The sequence below is a fragment of the Paenibacillus sp. J31R30 genome (assembly GCF_059692115.1).
Genome location: NZ_JCAUAV010000001.1, coordinates 1,002,641 through 1,019,463, shown reverse-complemented (window position 1 = coordinate 1,019,463; position 16,823 = coordinate 1,002,641). Strand labels below are relative to the sequence as shown.

Below are 16,823 nucleotides of genomic sequence, written 5' to 3'. Positions count from 1 at the left end.
TTTTATGCGAGTAGAAAAGCTAAACATGTCTTATTCGTAAATGTTTTTTTAAAATTGTGTGAATGGCAGCTACTTCTCAGGATCAACATCCGACAAGAAAATACGTATCGTTGAGCCCTGATCCACGCGCGAACCTGCTTTAGGCGCTTGTGAGATGACATACTTCCCATTCCCTGACTTTGCTAACCTAAAATTCATGTTCAGGTCTTCTAATATATCATCAACTGACGCGCCAACCAAGTCCGGAACTTCAACTACAGGAATTTCACCGTACCGGTACTCTTTGTCAAGTTGATTTTTGTCTGGCTCTACCTTCATGTAACGCAGGGCATCTGCCATGATATCTCTTACTAACGGCGCTGCAATTAGACCCCCGAATTGAATCCCTTTCGGATCATCAACTGCGGCATAGACAACAATTTTGGGATTATCCGCTGGTGCAAAGCCAATGAAGGAAACGATATGCTCATCCGGCGAATAACGGCCATTGATGACCTTCTGTGCCGTTCCTGTTTTCCCGCCAACACGGTAACCATCAATAAACGCATTGCGACCCGTTCCTTTGGCTACGACGCTCTCCAGCGCTTCACGAACTTGTCGCGAGGTATCTTCCGAGATTACATTCCGCACCAGCTCTGGCTCGACAACATCAACAACTTCACCTGTGTCTGGATTAGAAAATGATTTTGCCAGATATGGCTTAAACAACTTGCCTCCATTGATCGCAGCGGAAACGGCAGTAATTTGTTGAATCGGAGTAACCGAGACCCCTTGACCAAAAGCTGTTGTTGCAAGTTCCACAGGACCTACTTGCGACGGTTTGAACATAATCCCGTTCTCTTCCCCGCCAAGATCAATTCCTGTCTTCTTCCCAAAACCAAATCGGGAGATATAGTCAAATAATTTCTCTTTACCTAAACGTTGACCCATGACGACAAAGCCTGGGTTACACGAGTTTTGAACAACCTGAAGCATGGTTTCGCTGCCATGCCCACCGCGTTTCCAACAGCGCAGCCTAGCGCCGCCAACCTCAATGGAGCCAGGATCATAGAACTGCTCATTCTTTAGATCTACTTTCTTTTCTTCCAGCGCTGCGGCTAGTGTAATAATCTTAAATGTAGACCCAGGCTCATACGTTTTCCAAATCGGTAAATTCCGGTTATAGATTTCGGCAGGTGACTCCAAATATTTAGCAGGATCATAGGTCGGACGACTCCCCATTGACAAAATCTCACCGGTATTCGGATCCATCATGATAGCAATGACATTCTGCGCTTGATATTGCACCATTGCCTGATCTAACGCACGTTCCATTACCGATTGCAAATGGCTGTCAATTGTCAGCTTCACATTCAGCCCATCTTTGGGCGGTGTATAGGTATCTGTTGTGCCAGCTAATTTCCGGCCAGCTGCATCTGTCATATAGGCAATATTCCCTGCGATGCCTGTTAATTGCGAGTTATATTTCGACTCAATCCCCGTTAGTCCTTTATCAATCCCTGCGAAGCCAAGAATATGCGCAGCAAGCGAACCATAAGGATAGTAGCGCTTATTATCCTCCGCTACCACGATCCCAGGCAGCTGTAGATCACGCACTTCTTGCGCTTTTTCGATCGTAATTTTACGACCCGAAGGCTTTATATAGTTTTGCATGGCTTTCTTCGTAATTTGCTTGTAAATGTCATCTTCATTACCATCCAACACCTCTGCCAGCTTAGCAGCTGTGGCGTGGGCATCTTTAATCTGTACAGGAATAGCCACCAATGTGGGGGTACTCATACTATACGTAAGCGTCAAGCCATTACGGTCTTGAATTTCGCCTCTTTTTGGTGCAAAACCAATCTCTCTTCGCCAACTGTTCTCGGCCAACTTCGCAAGGTCTTGTCCAATCACAAGCTGGACATAGGCTAAGCGGATGATAAGTGCTGTAAAGATGACAGTTCCGATGATTAACGCAGTAAACAATCTGCGACGAACGGTAACGTTAGAAACCCGCATGAACGTTCAGTCTCCCTTCCCACTATGGACATGTTCATTCCTAACATGACTATTCGGGACAAACAGGGGTTAGAACAAGCTGTTCACGATCAAGGTTTATTTGAAGCTGTTCGTTGCGTCTCCGTTTTGGAATTTGGCGTAGGCGTTGGTTTGGGCGTTGACTTTGGTGTCGGTGGCGGCGAACCCGATGGTGTCGTAACAGGCGTTGATCCGGCTGTCACTGATGACGACTTATCACCTAACGGTTTAAGCTGCAGCGTAACCTCTCGGCCTTCACCAGCAGCCGATTGCTCTGACACATAGCCTTCTCCGGTGGTTTGACATTCGACCTTGAAGAAGGAGCACGTCTCAACAGCATCTCGAAGCGATCTGCCTACTAGATTCGGCAGTGGCATTTCCTCGACAGGCTGCATGGCAACATAAATGCGCTGCGTTGATAATATTTGAGTGCCTGCCTTCGGGAATTGATCAACTACCTTATCGCCTTTGCCGAATACTTCGAGCGATAATCCGATATCTTTAGCCGTCCCTTTGGCGTTGGTTGCAGAAACATCGGCAAAATTCGGTACATTCAGCCTATTCGCTTCTTTTGTCACCGTTTTGGGCTTCTTACTAGAAGCCACACCCATGTACTGCAGAGACTCGCCTACAATTTCTTTAAAAGCAGGTGCAAGCACTTGACCACCTAGATGGTAGTTTCCGCCAAGATCAGGCTGATCTGCAATTAGCGTAATGAGGATTCGCGGATCTTCTACAGGCGCATAGCCAATAAACGAGATTACCCACGTATCGGATGAATATGTTTTTTCACCAGGAAGTACGACATTGGCCGTTCCCGTTTTCCCCGCAACACGATAATCCTCCATAAAGGCAAGCTTACCTGTCCCAACTTCTTGGTCGGATACGACTTGCTCTAAATAGCTGCTCACTTGCGCTGCCGTTTGCGGGCTGACAACTTGTCTCACCACTTGGGGTTCAACAGCTGAAATGACTTTGCCCGTTTTGGGATCGATAATATCTTTCACTATATGCGGCCACATCAATTTACCGCCATTTGCAATCGCTGCATACGCTGCTGTTTGCTGGATTGCCGTAACAACGACTTTACCTTGCCCATAGGTTGCTGTTGCGTACTCAGAAGGATATTTCATATCCACAAGCCCCGAAACTTCGCCTAGCATATCAATATTTGTTTTCTGTTCAAACCCAAATTTCTCAATATACTCGCTAAGTTTAGGTGGTGTTAGCTTCTCAATACCTAGCTTCACAAAGGCAACGTTACTAGACCGTTTAAGTCCTTCTAAGAACGTTATTTTCCCCCAACCGACGAGATTATGGTCATGAAGTATGCGGTCAGAGACTTTAATTGCACCGGATTGATAGGTTTCCGTCGGATTAAATAATCCCTCTTCCACAGTTCCGGCTAGGGTAACTAGCTTAAATGTAGAGCCCGGCTCATAACGTGAGGCAATCGCGCCATTTCTAAAGTCACTTTGATCTTTGATCGTCCAATACGAATTTGGATTAAAGGTAGGTGTATTCGCCATCCCTAGAATTTCCATTGTTTTGGGATCAACCGCGATAGCCGTTAAGCTCTTCGGGTGCCATTTGTCATTCACTTTCGCTAAAGCGCTCTCTAAATAAAATTGAATATTTTTGTCGATCGTCAGTCTGACATTATTTCCGTCTTCTGCAGGCTTAAAGTTGACTTTGGCATCAGGAAGCTCGACACCCTTGCCATCCTTTTCATAGCTTAGCATGCCTGGAACACCCTTCAGCGTATCGTTTAATTTGAGCTCAAGCCCGAGTGCTGCTTCGCCCTCTTTATTCGTATACCCCAAAATATGCGAGGCCAAGGTTTCACCAGGATAGTATCTTTTCTTATCTTCAAGAATTGAAATCCCTACATTTGCTTTGGCGCTTAACTTCAGCTTCGTCTGCAGATTGGTGATGAGTGTACGGACCTGATCCGCCTTCTCCTTCTCAATCTTCCAGCCTTCGTTCCTCACTTCGACGTTCGCAGCGAAGTCTGTGCCATCTAAATTCTTCTTTGTTGCTCTTTCGCGAATCTTATTCACTAGTTCCGCACGGGACGCTTCGGATTCTTTCAAGATATCCGCTAATCCTTGCGTCACATCCTCTGCAATGTGCAAAGCATCGATGACTTTCGGATTTAAAGCGATCGTATACGCAGTAGCCTCAACAGCAAGCACCTTATCGTTCCGATCGAGAATAGAGCCACGCACAGGGGTTAAGACCTTATCTGTTTCCCATCTTTTCTCGGCCTTCTCTAGCAACCAGGATGCTTCTACGACTTGAATCCAATAGACTTTCACCATGAGGACAACAAAAAGAAGGGTGAAAAACCCTCCGATTAGCAAAGAACGCAGCTTAATTTTTTTAGTCATATGAGTACCTGCCTGTTACGGTTTAGAAGCTGATTTCGTACCTTTGCTACTCGTTGTAGCAGTCGTTGCACTAGATTTCGATTTCGTAGTAGTCGTCGCTTGAGCCACGGCATTACCTTGCTTCTCATCTTGTAAATTAAACCCGAGGCGCACGGCTTCCTCTTTTAAACGATCAGGACTTTGCAGCTTCTCTACTTCTTGCTTGAGCGCGCTGTTCTGTGCTTGAATCTCTCGAATCTCGCCTTGCATTTTCAAAATATTCGCATTCATCTGATAGATAGCAGCGAACCGCCAAATGATAACCCCCGCAACAATAACGCAAAGAACTACCGTGAATAAGTAAAGCATTTTTTCTTGGGCCGGTAAAGAGGAATTACGATATACCACTTTGGTCGTTTCTTTTATCTTTACACGTTGCCCAGGATTCGCTTTACGCTTCGGATCAAGTGCCAAATTGCCTTGAATATATGATGACATCGTTTATTCCTCCCTTGGTTCAAAGCTTTTCTGCTATTCGCAGCTTCGCGGATCTGGCTCGTTGATTCACTTCCAGCTCATGTTCACTTGGTAGAATTGGCTTGCGGGTAACCAGCTTCAAATCTCCCGATTTGGTGCACACGCACATAGGGAAAGCCGGCGGACACGTACATTTCTCCACATTTTTCACAAAAAATTGTTTGCAAATGCGATCTTCCAAGGAGTGGAACGTGATGACCGCAATGCGACCTTGAGGTGCTAGACAGTTCAGCGACTGTTGCAGCGCTTCTTCAAATGCGCCTAGCTCGTCATTCACGGCGATCCGTAACGCTTGGAAGCTGCGCTTAGCTGGGTGACCACCAGTCCGCCTAGCGGCTGCTGGAATCCCCTCTTTGATCAACTCAACAAGTTCACCCGTTGTTTCAATCGGTTTCTTCTCTCTGGCTTCTACAATGACACCAGCAATTCGTCTCGAGAACTTTTCTTCCCCATATTCGAATAAAATTTTTGCAATTTTGTCAGCAGGCCACTCATTTACGATCGTCTTAGCGGTTAAAGTTGTATCGCGATCCATTCTCATATCGAGCTCTGCATCCTGATTGTAGCTAAATCCACGATCACCATCATCCAACTGAGGTGAAGACACGCCGAGATCGAACAAAATGCCATCGACCTGAGGTTTACCATCTTTCATCGCTTTGGGTACACCTTTAAGAACATGCACCATGTCTCTAAAGTTGCTTTTAATAATCGCTACACGATCTAGATAGGGTGCAAGTACGGTTTGAGCATTTGCTAGCGCAATATCATCTTGATCTAGGGCAATGAGCAACCCTTCTGGACCTAGTTTGGATGCGATTAAAGAGCTATGTCCTGCTCCTCCCATCGTGCAATCCACGTAAACGCCATCTGGTTTTATATGTAAACCTTCTACAGATTCTTCTTTAAGTACAGTCACATGATGAAACACTTGTTGTCCTCCTAAAAGTTTTGCCTTGGCAAAACTGACTTCGTAAGCATATTCTTTAACACTAAATTTCTATAAGTCAAAATTAAAATCGACCAGCTTCTCTGCTATTTCATTGAATGACTGTTCAGACTCATTGGCATAGCTTTCCCAAACTTGCTTGCTCCAAATCTCCACACGATTAGAAACACCGATAACGACACAATCCTTCTCCAATTTGGCATGGGTGGCGAGATTACTGGGAATGTTGGCTCTACCCTGCTTATCAAGCTCACACTCTGTTGCACCAGAGAAGAAAAACCGGGTAAAGGCACGTGCATCTGACTTCATTAATGGCAATGCTTTCAGCTTCTGTTCGAGTATTAACCATTCTGATTGCGGGTATACGAATAAACATTGATCCAATCCACGGGTGATGACAAAAGCTTCGCCAAGGGCTTCACGAAATTTAGCCGGAATAATCATTCGGCCTTTCTCGTCAATGCTATGTTGATATTCGCCCATAAACATAGCATCGGGTCCCCTTTCCCTCCACTTTCTACCACTTTCCACCACATTTGAATCAATATTCGCTAAAAATAAAAGAAATCCTGCTTAGTTAGCAGGATTAATTAAATTTATTTCATATTTTAGGTCTATTCTGTGCCTTTTGTTCCTTGCTCTGACTCTCGGGGTTCGTTTTCAGATGTATTTTGCTCTTTCAACTGTAATCGCAGTTCCTTCAATTGTGAGTTCCGTTTGCGTCTGTATACCCAGAATGGGATAGCTATTAGGAGTAAAAGCACCAAAACTGGCACCGCGGCTGCCAGAAAAACAAGGACTCCTTGCAGAACTGCGGCCAATACATTCAGGCTTGAGCCCCATGCTTTTTCAACACGCTCTGCTAAAGTTAGTTCATTCGGGTCAGAAAGCAGCGGCTTTTTTCCCGTTTGCTGATACATGCGCAGCTCGATCGTGGAGTACGAAACATTTTGATCCAAGTACCGCATTCTGCCTTTAATTTGCTCTATAGCCTCTTGCACCTTAGCCAACTCACTCGAAAATGCAAGGAGATCGTCGGTCTTAGACGCCTTCTCCATAAAGCTAAGCAGTCTGGTTTCCACGAGCTGTTTGGCCGTTAATCGTGAACTTAGATCTACATATTCTTCGGTCACGTCCTGCCCCTGCACATTGCGTTGTAAGGACGGACTGATCTTCTCTAGTCCGTCTAGCATAGAAACAAACCCGTTTGCTGCCACTTTAATGGTGTAGGTGCCGCCCTTTTCACCAGTACTGGCATTCTCAGAGAACTGTAAAATGTATGCGCCGCTTAGTGCAACGAGATCCCGAAGTGCGGTTTGGGCCTTCGCGTAGTCTTCGACAGGCATAACCAGATTAGCTCGATAAATGAGCTTACGATTAAAGCCGGCCTCTTGATCATTCCCGCTTGCAGCAATTGCGACGTTAGGCACGGTTTTACCGATGGAAGTGCTGGGAGATATAGCCGCAACTTCAGCTTTGGCCGCTGGAGCAGCATTACTCGAATTCATATCTTTGCCAGTTGCAAATTGATCCGAAGACGCACCCGCTGACTGCGTTTGCAGCATTTCACCTTTTGACGCTGAGGTGGACGATTCCTGTTTGCTCTGCGAAGAGGAGGAACTGCAACCTGCAAGTACACCTGACACTAAAAAACACAGCATAATTAACAATGTTAAATTTGTTCTAGTCTTACCCCCCATTTGCACCATGCCCCATTTCCATTTTTAGGTTATTACACCCTTCAAACGGAGTGGATGATTTGAAAGTTGCATGGAATTTACGATCAACTTAAATATTGTAAATAATTTGGGACGTAGGGGCTCTTTTAAATACAAAAAAACACCCTCCAGTCCAAAAAAAACGGACCGAAGGGCATTATTTATATCCTAGTGCTCATCCCAGCTATCGAGGTAAGCTTTTTGCTCATCTGACAGAGCATCAACACTTGTACCCAGTGACTCAAGCTTGAAGCGAGCAACTTGCTCATCAAGAACATAAGGAACATTAACAACTGTTTTGCCTAACGATTGATATGAATCATTCACATGCTTCAATGACATTGCTTGAAGTGCAAATGTCATATCCATGATTTCAGCCGGGTGACCATCACCAGCAGCTAAGTTAACCAATCGGCCTTCAGCAAGAATGTACACTTTGCGACCATCGTGCAATTGGTATTCTTCGATATTACGACGTACCGTACGTTTGGAGGAAGACAAAGCCTCAAGCTCAGGTTTGTTCACTTCAACGTCAAAGTGGCCAGCGTTGGAAAGAATCGCGCCATCTTTCATGACTTTGTAGTGTTCACCACGGATAACATCACGGTTACCAGTAACGGTTACGAAGAAATCACCCAATTTCGCTGCTTCGATCATCGGCATTACAGCGAAACCGTCCATATAAGCCTCTACGCCTTTAATTGCATCGATTTCAGTAACGATGACATTAGCGCCTAAGCCTTTAGCACGCATGGCCACACCTTTACCACACCAGCCATAACCTACAACAACAACTGTTTTACCTGCAACAACTAGGTTAGTCGTACGGTTGATGCCATCCCAAACGGATTGACCTGTTCCGTAACGGTTATCAAACAAGTATTTACAGAACGCGTCATTAACAGCAACCATCGGGAAAGCAAGCTTTCCTTCTTTTTCCATCGCTTTCAAGCGTAGAATACCTGTTGTTGTTTCTTCTGCGCCACCGCGTACGTTGACAGCCAAATCTTTACGTTCCGAATGAAGAAGTGAGACCAAGTCGCCACCGTCATCAATGATTAGATCTGGTTTGGACTCCAAGGATTTGATAAGAAGTTCTTTGTACTCTTCAGGAGTTGGGTTGTATTTTGCAAATACAGTAATCCCATCTTCAACAAGCGCAGCACAGACATCATCTTGTGTAGATAGCGGGTTGCTTCCCGTGATTGTAACTTCGGCGCCACCAGCTTTAACTACTTTAGCCAGGTATGCCGTTTTCGCTTCTAAATGCAAGGAGATCGTTACTTTCAAACCTTTGAAAGGCTGCTCTTTCTCAAATTGCTCACGAATACGATTCAAAACAGGCATATGCGCCTGAACCCAATCAATTTTCAAATGACCATCAGGCGCTAGCGCCATATCAGTTACAATACTGTTTGTTGCAGTTGTCATTATCGTTCCTCCTACAAATAATAAATACGATGCAAGCCATCTACGGGTATCGGTGTCTCAATTAATGTATGTAGCCAAGCATTACCATAACGGTTCAGATAGGCACACCCATTATACACTCTTTCTTGTGGCTTGGCCAATGGAAATATCGTGAGTCGAACACGGTCCAATTGGCGAATCGCCGCATCGAATTGCGTATGAGACGCTTCACTTGCTTTATGATGCAAATAATCGATCTGTTCTACTATTTTCGCAAGATTCGTATCTCCTAGCTTTTTGACGCCAGGGTTAATCATATGAAGAGATTCGACAAGCGGTGCATAACTGCTGAGGAATGCTTCCTTCACAGCCTCAAATCGGTCATTCAGCTGCAAAGTATCTTGCGCATCCAACCAAGCTTGCTTCTTCTCATCAAAATGCTCCAGCACGTCGGTGAAGGTAAGCTCGTATTTATCCATTTGTTTCTTGATCGTGCCTTCAATTAACGTAAACTCCATCCGTGGCACCACGATCGGCATACGCATATGGAAATGCTCAAAGGCTTTCTTCGTTAACGCCCAGTATGCTATTTCTCCAGGACCTAGCACCGTCGCTAGAACCGGAAACAAATATTCCTGCATAAGCGGCCGAGACATAACATTATTGCTCAACTGATCAGGTGACGTCATCGCTTTATCGCGAAGCTCGGCCTTCGTAAATGTAATCGTATTTTTCTTATCTGTAAAATGTTCACCCTCACGGTGCAGCAGCAAACGCTGACCTTCAGCAAAAACGAATAAATTTGCCGCGTCCTCATGAATCTCTGCTTGAATTCCATAACCAGCTTGACTAACTTCCGCTTGGCTTTGCAGTAAGGCCGTTGCAAAATCAGCATTCTGCTCAATAATTCCCTCGAACATCGAGGATTCCAGAGAACGCAGAGCAGGATCATCAGCATCCACAAGCACAAGACCATATTCGCCGAACAACATCGCCATCCAACGCGCAAAAGCCTCCGAGAGCGTCGTCGTACCATGATTCGTAGCTGATCGCATTTTATCCAGTAAAGAAGCTTTAAATTCTGTGTCCATCAACGACTGATCCAGTTTATTCAAGGCCTCTTCCCACGCTTCTGGTGACAATGGGAGCCGACTTACTGATGTGCGCAGCCCTGTCGGGTGCTCTACCTTCAACTTCTCAATCTGCTGCGCATTGGAGAGGACATGCACGTGATTTACTTCATCGAAATCATGATCCTCGCCCGCAATCCAGAAAATAGGGACAACGGCACGCTGCAATTTCGCCCTCCATTCACGCGCTAACTGAATGATGGTTATTGCCTTATAGAGAATCATCAACTGACCGCCAAACAAACCTGCTTGTTGTCCACCTACGACTGCAAGAGTTTCCTTACTGCCTAAAGCTGCAACATGCTCCAAAGCCGCCCCTGTATTCCCTATACGCTTATTGTAGGCCTCCAGCACACCTACCAGGCTCTCACGTTGGACATGAGGAGCATTACTTGCTTCATCCAACCAACGGACCCGAGATTGCCAATCGGACTCGTTACTAAAATGGGTTGGAAATAACGATTTCGCATTGCCTGATCTTGCTATATAATCTTCCGCCAATTTCTGATTTTTCTTCCAATGAAAAGTTTCCATTTGCATATGCGACTAGTGTCTCCTCTTCATAACAAATAAAACAACTATCCTTTAATTGTACACGTAAGGCATGAAATCGTCAAAACTGTATTTTTTCTAATTACAATTATGTAGTGAATACATAACAACGAAAAGCCGCCCCTCTCGGGACGGCTGCGTTTTTAGTATAAATGACAAGCAACAAAGTGATTCGGTTCCACTTCTTTGCTAGGCGGCATGGAATCTGCGCACTTCGCCATGGCTTGTGGACAACGCGTACGGAACGGGCAACCACTTGGCGGGTTGAGCGGACTTGGTACATCGCCTTGAAGAATGATACGTTCACGCGTACGTTCAACTTCTGGATCCGGGATCGGAATCGCGGAAAGTAGTGATTGTGTATACGGGTGTAACGGTTTGGCATAAAGAGCGTCGGATGTAGTAACCTCTACAAGGTTCCCCAAATACATAACCCCGATACGGTCGGAGATGTGCTTAACCATCGCCAAATCATGCGCGATAAACAAATAAGTTAGGCCCATTTCTTTTTGCAATCTTTTGAAAAGGTTAACGACTTGAGCTTGTACGGAAACGTCCAATGCAGAAATCGGTTCATCGGCGATGATGAATTTCGGTTCAATCGCAAGCGCACGGGCAATCCCAATACGTTGACGTTGTCCACCGGAGAATTCATGAGGGAAACGACTAGCATGCTCATCGTTCAAACCAACAGCACGAAGTAGTTCCATAACGCGCTCTTTACGTTTCGCACCTGTGTATAGACCATGAATATCAATACCTTCGGCAATGATATTCCCTACCGTCATACGCGGGTTCAAGGATGCGTAAGGATCTTGGAATACCATTTGCATATTCCGGTTAAATTCCTTGAGCTTTTTCCCACTTAGCTTATGAACATCTTCACCGTCGAAAATAACTTCGCCTTCTGTAGCGTCATAAAGCTTAATAATGGTTCTCCCTGCAGTGGATTTCCCACAACCTGATTCCCCAACGAGACCAAACGTTTCGCCACGTTTAATTTCTATAGAAAAATTGTCTACGGCTTTCAAAATCTTGCCGTTTCCAAGATTGAAATGCTTCTTCATATTGCGAATTTGCAAAATGGGTTGTTCTGACTTCGACAATGTTTTAGACATGCCCCTTACCTCCCACTCCTACAGGACGTTCAACTTTCGGCGCGTCAGGGTGAAGCAACCAGCAAGCTGCAGAATGTGTTTCAGACAACACAGAGTGAGCTGGATCTTCTTCCAGACAGTGATTCATCGCATATGGACATCTAGCTGCGAATGCACACCCTTTTGGCGGAGCGAACAAATCTGGCGGCGTACCTGGAATTGGTACTAACTCCTCGTTCGCGTTCGTATCCAACCGCGGCACCGAACGAAGCAAGCCCCATGTATATGGATGCTGCGGCTCATAGAAAATTTCATCTACTGTGCCTTGTTCAATGATTTTTCCTGCGTACATAACGACAACACGATTAGCCATATCAGCTACAACACCAAGATCATGCGTAATTAAGATAATGGAAGAATCCGTTTTTTCCGAGATCGTCTTCATTAAATCAATAATTTGTGCTTGAATCGTTACGTCTAGCGCTGTTGTAGGCTCATCTGCAATAAGCAGCTTAGGCGAACAAGCTAGTGCAATAGCGATCATGACACGTTGACGCATACCGCCTGAGAGTTCGTGCGGATATTGATGAATACGACCTTCAGGGGAGTTGATGCCAACAAGCTTGAGAATTTCGATAGCTTTCTCTGTTGCTGCTTTCTTGCTCAAACCTTCGTGTTTGATCAAACCTTCCGTGATTTGATCGCCGACTTTCATCGTAGGATTCAACGAAGTCATTGGATCCTGGAAAATCATTCCCATTTCGGAGCCACGAATTTTCTCCATCTGTCTGTTGGAAAGCTTCGTAATATCCACTTTCCCGTCAAACATGATAGAACCGCTTTTTATATAGCTAGGCGGAGTAGGAATTAAACGCATGAGCGTTTGTGCCGTTACGGATTTACCGCAGCCAGATTCACCTACAATCGCCAACACTTCACCTTTTTTCAAAGAAAAAGATACGCCGCGAACAGCTTGAACTTCACCCGCATACGTTTGGAATGAAACTCGTAGATCTTTCACTTCAAGTAAATTGTTTTTGGTGCTCATCATTATTCACCCCTTCTTACTTGCGCATTTTTGGATCTAGCGCATCACGAAGCCCATCGCCGAGAAGATTGAAGCTCAACAAGATCAAGCTGAAAATAATCGTCGGGAAAATTAGGCGATGCGGATATAACCGAATATAGTTAGCTCCGTCTGACAGCAAGTTACCTAGCGAGGCCAGAGGAGGCTTAACACCAAGACCAATAAAGCTCAAAAACGCTTCAGTAAAGATCGCAGAAGGTACAACGAATGTAATCTGCACAATAATTATACCAAGAGCATTCGGGATCAAGCTACGCATAATTATTCTCATGGGAGAAGCCCCCAATGTGCGTGAAGCCAGAACGAATTCTTGTTCTTTAAGCGTGAGCATTTGCCCACGAACGAGCCGCGCCATAGGCACCCAGCCTGTAATACTGTAGGCGATAATGATGGAGGAAACCCCCGAGCCGATAACCATGATCAAAAGAATGGCAATCAACAAGAAAGGAATGGCATAAACGATCTCAATAGAACGTTGCATGATCTCATCGACTTTTCCACCGTAATAAGCAGAAATACCGCCATAAATAACCCCAATAACCAAATCAATTAAAGCCGCGGTAATACCGATAAACAGGGAAATACGAGTTCCCCACCACACACGAGTCCAAACATCACGACCAAAGTCATCTGTTCCGAAGAAGTGAGAACCACTTGGAGCTGCATTTTTAAGTTTTAAGTTTTGTGTCTGATAATCGTAGCTTGAAACAAATGGTACGATAATCGATAGTACGATTAAAGCAACCAATATAATTAAGCCAGCCATAGCCAGTCTATTTTTCTTAAGTCGTCTCCATGCGTCCTGCCAATAATTGAGCGAAGGTCTAACAATCACTTCACCAGTTAAAGATTTATTTGAAACGGGAGCAAACTTGTAGTTAGTCTCTGTTGATTCATTTGGAGTTTGCATGAGTTATTTCCCGCCTTTCCCAAGACGAATTCTAGGGTCTACTAAACCGTACACAACGTCAGTAATAAAGATAACGACGATCAATATACTTGAGTAAAAAATGGTTAATCCAGATATCATTGTATAGTCATTTGAATACACTGATGATACGAAATGTTTACCCAAACCTGGTACACTAAAAATTTGCTCAACTACTAACGTACCTGTGATGACGTTTACAAATATTGGACCGATAATTGTGATAACCGGTAATATCGCATTACGAATCGTATGCTTAACGACAACTGTCAAATTTGACAAACCTTTAGATTTCGCTGTTTTAATATAATCTTGATTCAATACGTCTAACATGGACGTACGCATTAAACGCGCCAAAATGGCAATGGTACCAAAGGACAAAGCAATTGCTGGTAAAACTTTGTATTCTGGACCTTTCCACAAACCTGCAGGAAGAATTCCCCACTTAACACCAACGTAATAAGAAAGCATTGGACCGAGCACGAATGACGGGATGGAAACACCCAAAATCGCAATGAACATAGCTGTATAGTCGCCAGCTTTATTATGTTTCAAGGCTGCAATGATCCCTAAAGTCAAACCAACAATAATCGCAATCGCAATTGAAATCAATCCAAGCTCCAAAGATGATGGGAAAGCTTGTTTAATAATATCTGTTACTTTGTGAGCAGGGAATTGAAAGGAAGCTCCTAGATCGCCGTGGATGATATTGTTCATGAATGTCAAGTACTGTTGCCACAATGGCTTATCCAGACCATATTGCTTCATTAACATATCTCTCGTTGCTTTCGGAATCTTCTCAGCGCCTTCTCCTAGTGGATTACCTGGCAAGTTTTTCATCAAGACGAAAGTGAATGTTGCAATTAGCCATAACGTAATAAGCGCATATAGGAAACGGCGAAGAATGAACTTAATCATATTGCTCCTCCTTTATTAAAATATAAAACAAGAAAGTTAGAAGAGGCCGCTCCCACGAGGTGCGAACGGCCCCTTCTGCTAATAACTACTTTTGAATTACTTAATTGTAGTCCATTTCAATTCCCACTCTTGACCAAACGAAGGAAGAATCAAACCGTTAACTGTTGGTTTTTTCAAGTAAGCACGAGTACGGAAGTACAATGGAGCTACACCTTGATCGTCCATAAGGATTTTCTCAGCATCAACTAATGCTTTCGCACGTTTTGTAACGTCTGTTTCTGTTTGAGCACCTTTTACAAGCTTATCGTATTCTGCGTTGCTGTAATCACCTTCATCAAACTCGCCGCCAGTTACCCACATATCCAAGAACGTCATTGGATCGTTGTAATCTGCGCCCCATAGGGAAAGAACGATTTCGAAATCTTTCTTGGAGGAAAGCTCAATACGCAATGCGTGAGGAACTGGGTTCGCTTCAGCAACATAATTAAGGTTTTGTTTCCATTGTGCAAGGATAAACTCAAGTGATTTTTTCGCAGTTTCAGTATCATCCGCGTTCACTTTCATTTTTGGAAGTTCTTTCAAACCAAGCTCAGCTAGACCTTCAGCAAGCAATTGCTTTGCTTTAGCAGCGTCGAACTTAGGTTGTGTATCTCCAGCTGTTTTACGGAAGTCGCCGCCAGCACCGTCAGAAGTACCACCTGGTACTAGACCAGTGGAAGCTACGGAACCGTTAGCAAGTACTGTATCTACGTAAGCTTGACGATCGATTGCCATACCAAGAGCTTGACGGATCTTTTTGTTACCCAAAGCTGGAACTTTTTTCGTTTGGTACATGAGGTATGAGTTAGTCAACTCTGGTTTAGGCAGGTTGTCCGGTTTACCTTTGTACAAAGTCAATTGGTCACGGTTGATTTCAGTCAAATCAGCCGCGTTTGTTTCATATAGGTTAAGTCCTGTATTTGTGTCTTTTACGATATTGATTGTTGCTTTTGTTAATTTCACATTAGCAGCATCCCAATATTTTTCGTTTTTAACAAGCTCAAGTGTTTGACCATGATCCCATTTGCTCAAGATGAATGGACCAGCACCGATAACTTTGTCAGCTTCTGCGCCGTATTTGTCGCCAGCTTTAGTTACGAAATCTTCACGTTGTGGCAAGAAAGTTCCGAAAGCAAGCATTTGTGTAAAGAATGCAATCGGCTTTTCAAGTGTAATTTGAAGTTGCTTGTCGCCAAGAACTTTAACGCCTAGAGCGTCTTGAGCTTTTTTCACATCTTCAGGAGTTTTAGCTTTAGTTACAGCTTCTCCACCTTTAATCCATGCTACTACGAAGCTGTATTGACCTTTTGTAGCTGGATCCAAAGTACGTTTGAAGGAATAAGCAAAGTCTTGAGCTTTAACTGGTGTACCATCTGACCAGTTCGCGTTGTCACGAATATCAATCGTGTACGTTAGACCATCAGCGGAAATTTTAGGGAAATCTTTTGCAAGACCAGGAGTTGCTTTGCCATCTTTATCTGTACGATATAGACCTTCGTTAAATGCGCTAATGAAAGTAAAAGCAGCATTTGCTGTTGCTTTGGAGCTATCCATAACAGGTGGCTCTGCTGAGAAATTGATTTTAATTTCTTGCGGCTTGTTGGAAGCTGGAGCTGTAGTACCTGTTGCCCCACCAGTTGGTGATGTCGTTGGTGTTGTTTCCTCGTTCTTACCACAACCAACTGCTACGCTACCCATGAGCGTTAGTGCTACTGCTGTAGAAACCCATTTTGTCGTTTTCATAAAACTCCTCCTTTAAAATATGTATGTCTAGACATCTATGGTTAGGTGTTTTGTTAGCTTTATTTACATAAACCTTACACCTTTAACCCGGAGATCAATGAAACCGCTTCTTTAATGTTATGTTACATTACTTAGATCTCTGGTAAAAAAAATTACTAGAGTCTACGCAAGGAATTATAACATATACAATGAGTTTGTCCACAAATAATTTACCTTTGACTAATTCACTGGTAAAAAAATTTACTCTCACGGTTTTTAATTATACAACCAACGGTCAATAAAATCTAGACGATTTTGTTTGTTATTTTCTACAAATCTCAAATAAATATT

Annotated in this window: 13 protein-coding genes; all 13 read right to left on the bottom strand. The window is 44.0% G+C overall.

Going from position 1 to position 16,823, the window contains the following annotated elements; translation table 11 throughout:
- Positions 1 to 69: 69 nt before the first annotated feature.
- The gene (locus AC58QO_RS03680) at positions 70 to 1,998 is read right to left on the bottom strand and encodes a stage V sporulation protein D (RefSeq protein ID WP_497263940.1); all 1,929 of its coding nucleotides are present in this window, start codon (positions 1,996 to 1,998) and stop codon (positions 70 to 72) included.
- 89 nt (positions 1,999 to 2,087) lie between these two features.
- Positions 2,088 to 4,406: a penicillin-binding transpeptidase domain-containing protein gene (locus tag AC58QO_RS03675; protein ID WP_497263939.1), complete on the bottom strand. Its 2,319-nt coding sequence runs from the start codon at positions 4,404 to 4,406 to the stop codon at positions 2,088 to 2,090.
- A gap of 15 nt (positions 4,407 to 4,421) precedes the next feature.
- Positions 4,422 to 4,883, bottom strand: a complete 462-nt coding sequence (locus AC58QO_RS03670; protein ID WP_497263938.1) for a septum formation initiator family protein — start codon at positions 4,881 to 4,883, stop codon at positions 4,422 to 4,424.
- Between the two features lie 19 nt (positions 4,884 to 4,902).
- Complete coding sequence (rsmH, locus tag AC58QO_RS03665) at positions 4,903 to 5,853, bottom strand: 16S rRNA (cytosine(1402)-N(4))-methyltransferase RsmH (RefSeq protein WP_497263937.1); 951 nt, start codon at positions 5,851 to 5,853, stop codon at positions 4,903 to 4,905.
- A gap of 69 nt (positions 5,854 to 5,922) precedes the next feature.
- Complete coding sequence (gene mraZ, locus AC58QO_RS03660; RefSeq protein WP_497263936.1) at positions 5,923 to 6,360, bottom strand: division/cell wall cluster transcriptional repressor MraZ; 438 nt, start codon at positions 6,358 to 6,360, stop codon at positions 5,923 to 5,925.
- A 125-nt stretch (positions 6,361 to 6,485) separates the two neighbouring features.
- A complete protein-coding gene (locus tag AC58QO_RS03655) occupies positions 6,486 to 7,571 on the bottom strand; it encodes a DUF4349 domain-containing protein (protein WP_497263935.1) in 1,086 nt (361 codons plus the stop codon).
- Positions 7,572 to 7,757: 186 nt separating this feature from the next.
- Positions 7,758 to 9,020 (bottom strand): adenosylhomocysteinase, encoded by a 1,263-nt coding sequence (locus AC58QO_RS03650; RefSeq protein ID WP_497263934.1) that lies wholly within the window; start codon positions 9,018 to 9,020, stop codon positions 7,758 to 7,760.
- 11 nt (positions 9,021 to 9,031) lie between these two features.
- Entirely contained in the window at positions 9,032 to 10,669 is a 1,638-nt protein-coding gene (gene bshC, locus AC58QO_RS03645) for a bacillithiol biosynthesis cysteine-adding enzyme BshC (RefSeq protein ID WP_497263933.1), read from the bottom strand.
- Between the two features lie 155 nt (positions 10,670 to 10,824).
- Complete coding sequence (locus AC58QO_RS03640; RefSeq protein WP_497263932.1) at positions 10,825 to 11,799, bottom strand: ABC transporter ATP-binding protein; 975 nt, start codon at positions 11,797 to 11,799, stop codon at positions 10,825 to 10,827.
- Positions 11,792 to 12,829 carry an ABC transporter ATP-binding protein gene (locus tag AC58QO_RS03635; RefSeq protein ID WP_497263931.1) on the bottom strand — a complete coding sequence of 346 codons (1,038 nt, stop codon included), beginning with the start codon at positions 12,827 to 12,829 and terminating at the stop codon, positions 11,792 to 11,794. Before AC58QO_RS03635 ends, AC58QO_RS03640 begins: the two co-directional genes overlap by 8 nt.
- Positions 12,830 to 12,842: 13 nt before the next feature.
- Complete coding sequence (locus AC58QO_RS03630) at positions 12,843 to 13,775, bottom strand: ABC transporter permease (protein ID WP_497263930.1); 933 nt, start codon at positions 13,773 to 13,775, stop codon at positions 12,843 to 12,845.
- Positions 13,776 to 13,778: 3 nt separating this feature from the next.
- Positions 13,779 to 14,711, bottom strand: coding sequence for an ABC transporter permease (locus AC58QO_RS03625; protein WP_497263929.1), 933 nt, complete (start codon positions 14,709 to 14,711; stop codon positions 13,779 to 13,781).
- Between the two features lie 96 nt (positions 14,712 to 14,807).
- On the bottom strand, positions 14,808 to 16,493 hold the full coding sequence (locus AC58QO_RS03620; protein ID WP_497263928.1) for a peptide ABC transporter substrate-binding protein: 1,686 nt from the start codon (positions 16,491 to 16,493) through the stop codon (positions 14,808 to 14,810).
- Positions 16,494 to 16,823 lie beyond the last annotated feature (330 nt).

What these genes read in the sequence shown, in the direction of transcription:
- AC58QO_RS03680 (WP_497263940.1), bottom strand. Translation starts at nt 1,998, where the DNA reads ATGCGGGTTTCTAACGTTACCGTTCGTCGCAGATTGTTTACTGCGTTA.
- AC58QO_RS03675 (WP_497263939.1), bottom strand. Translation starts at nt 4,406, where the DNA reads ATGACTAAAAAAATTAAGCTGCGTTCTTTGCTAATCGGAGGGTTTTTC.
- AC58QO_RS03670 (WP_497263938.1), bottom strand. Translation starts at nt 4,883, where the DNA reads ATGTCATCATATATTCAAGGCAATTTGGCACTTGATCCGAAGCGTAAA.
- mraZ (WP_497263936.1), bottom strand. Translation starts at nt 6,360, where the DNA reads ATGTTTATGGGCGAATATCAACATAGCATTGACGAGAAAGGCCGAATG.
- AC58QO_RS03655 (WP_497263935.1), bottom strand. Translation starts at nt 7,571, where the DNA reads ATGGGGGGTAAGACTAGAACAAATTTAACATTGTTAATTATGCTGTGT.
- AC58QO_RS03650 (WP_497263934.1), bottom strand. Translation starts at nt 9,020, where the DNA reads ATGACAACTGCAACAAACAGTATTGTAACTGATATGGCGCTAGCGCCT.
- bshC (WP_497263933.1), bottom strand. Translation starts at nt 10,669, where the DNA reads ATGCAAATGGAAACTTTTCATTGGAAGAAAAATCAGAAATTGGCGGAA.
- AC58QO_RS03640 (WP_497263932.1), bottom strand. Translation starts at nt 11,799, where the DNA reads ATGTCTAAAACATTGTCGAAGTCAGAACAACCCATTTTGCAAATTCGC.
- AC58QO_RS03635 (WP_497263931.1), bottom strand. Translation starts at nt 12,829, where the DNA reads ATGATGAGCACCAAAAACAATTTACTTGAAGTGAAAGATCTACGAGTT.
- AC58QO_RS03630 (WP_497263930.1), bottom strand. Translation starts at nt 13,775, where the DNA reads ATGCAAACTCCAAATGAATCAACAGAGACTAACTACAAGTTTGCTCCC.
- AC58QO_RS03625 (WP_497263929.1), bottom strand. Translation starts at nt 14,711, where the DNA reads ATGATTAAGTTCATTCTTCGCCGTTTCCTATATGCGCTTATTACGTTA.
- AC58QO_RS03620 (WP_497263928.1), bottom strand. Translation starts at nt 16,493, where the DNA reads ATGAAAACGACAAAATGGGTTTCTACAGCAGTAGCACTAACGCTCATG.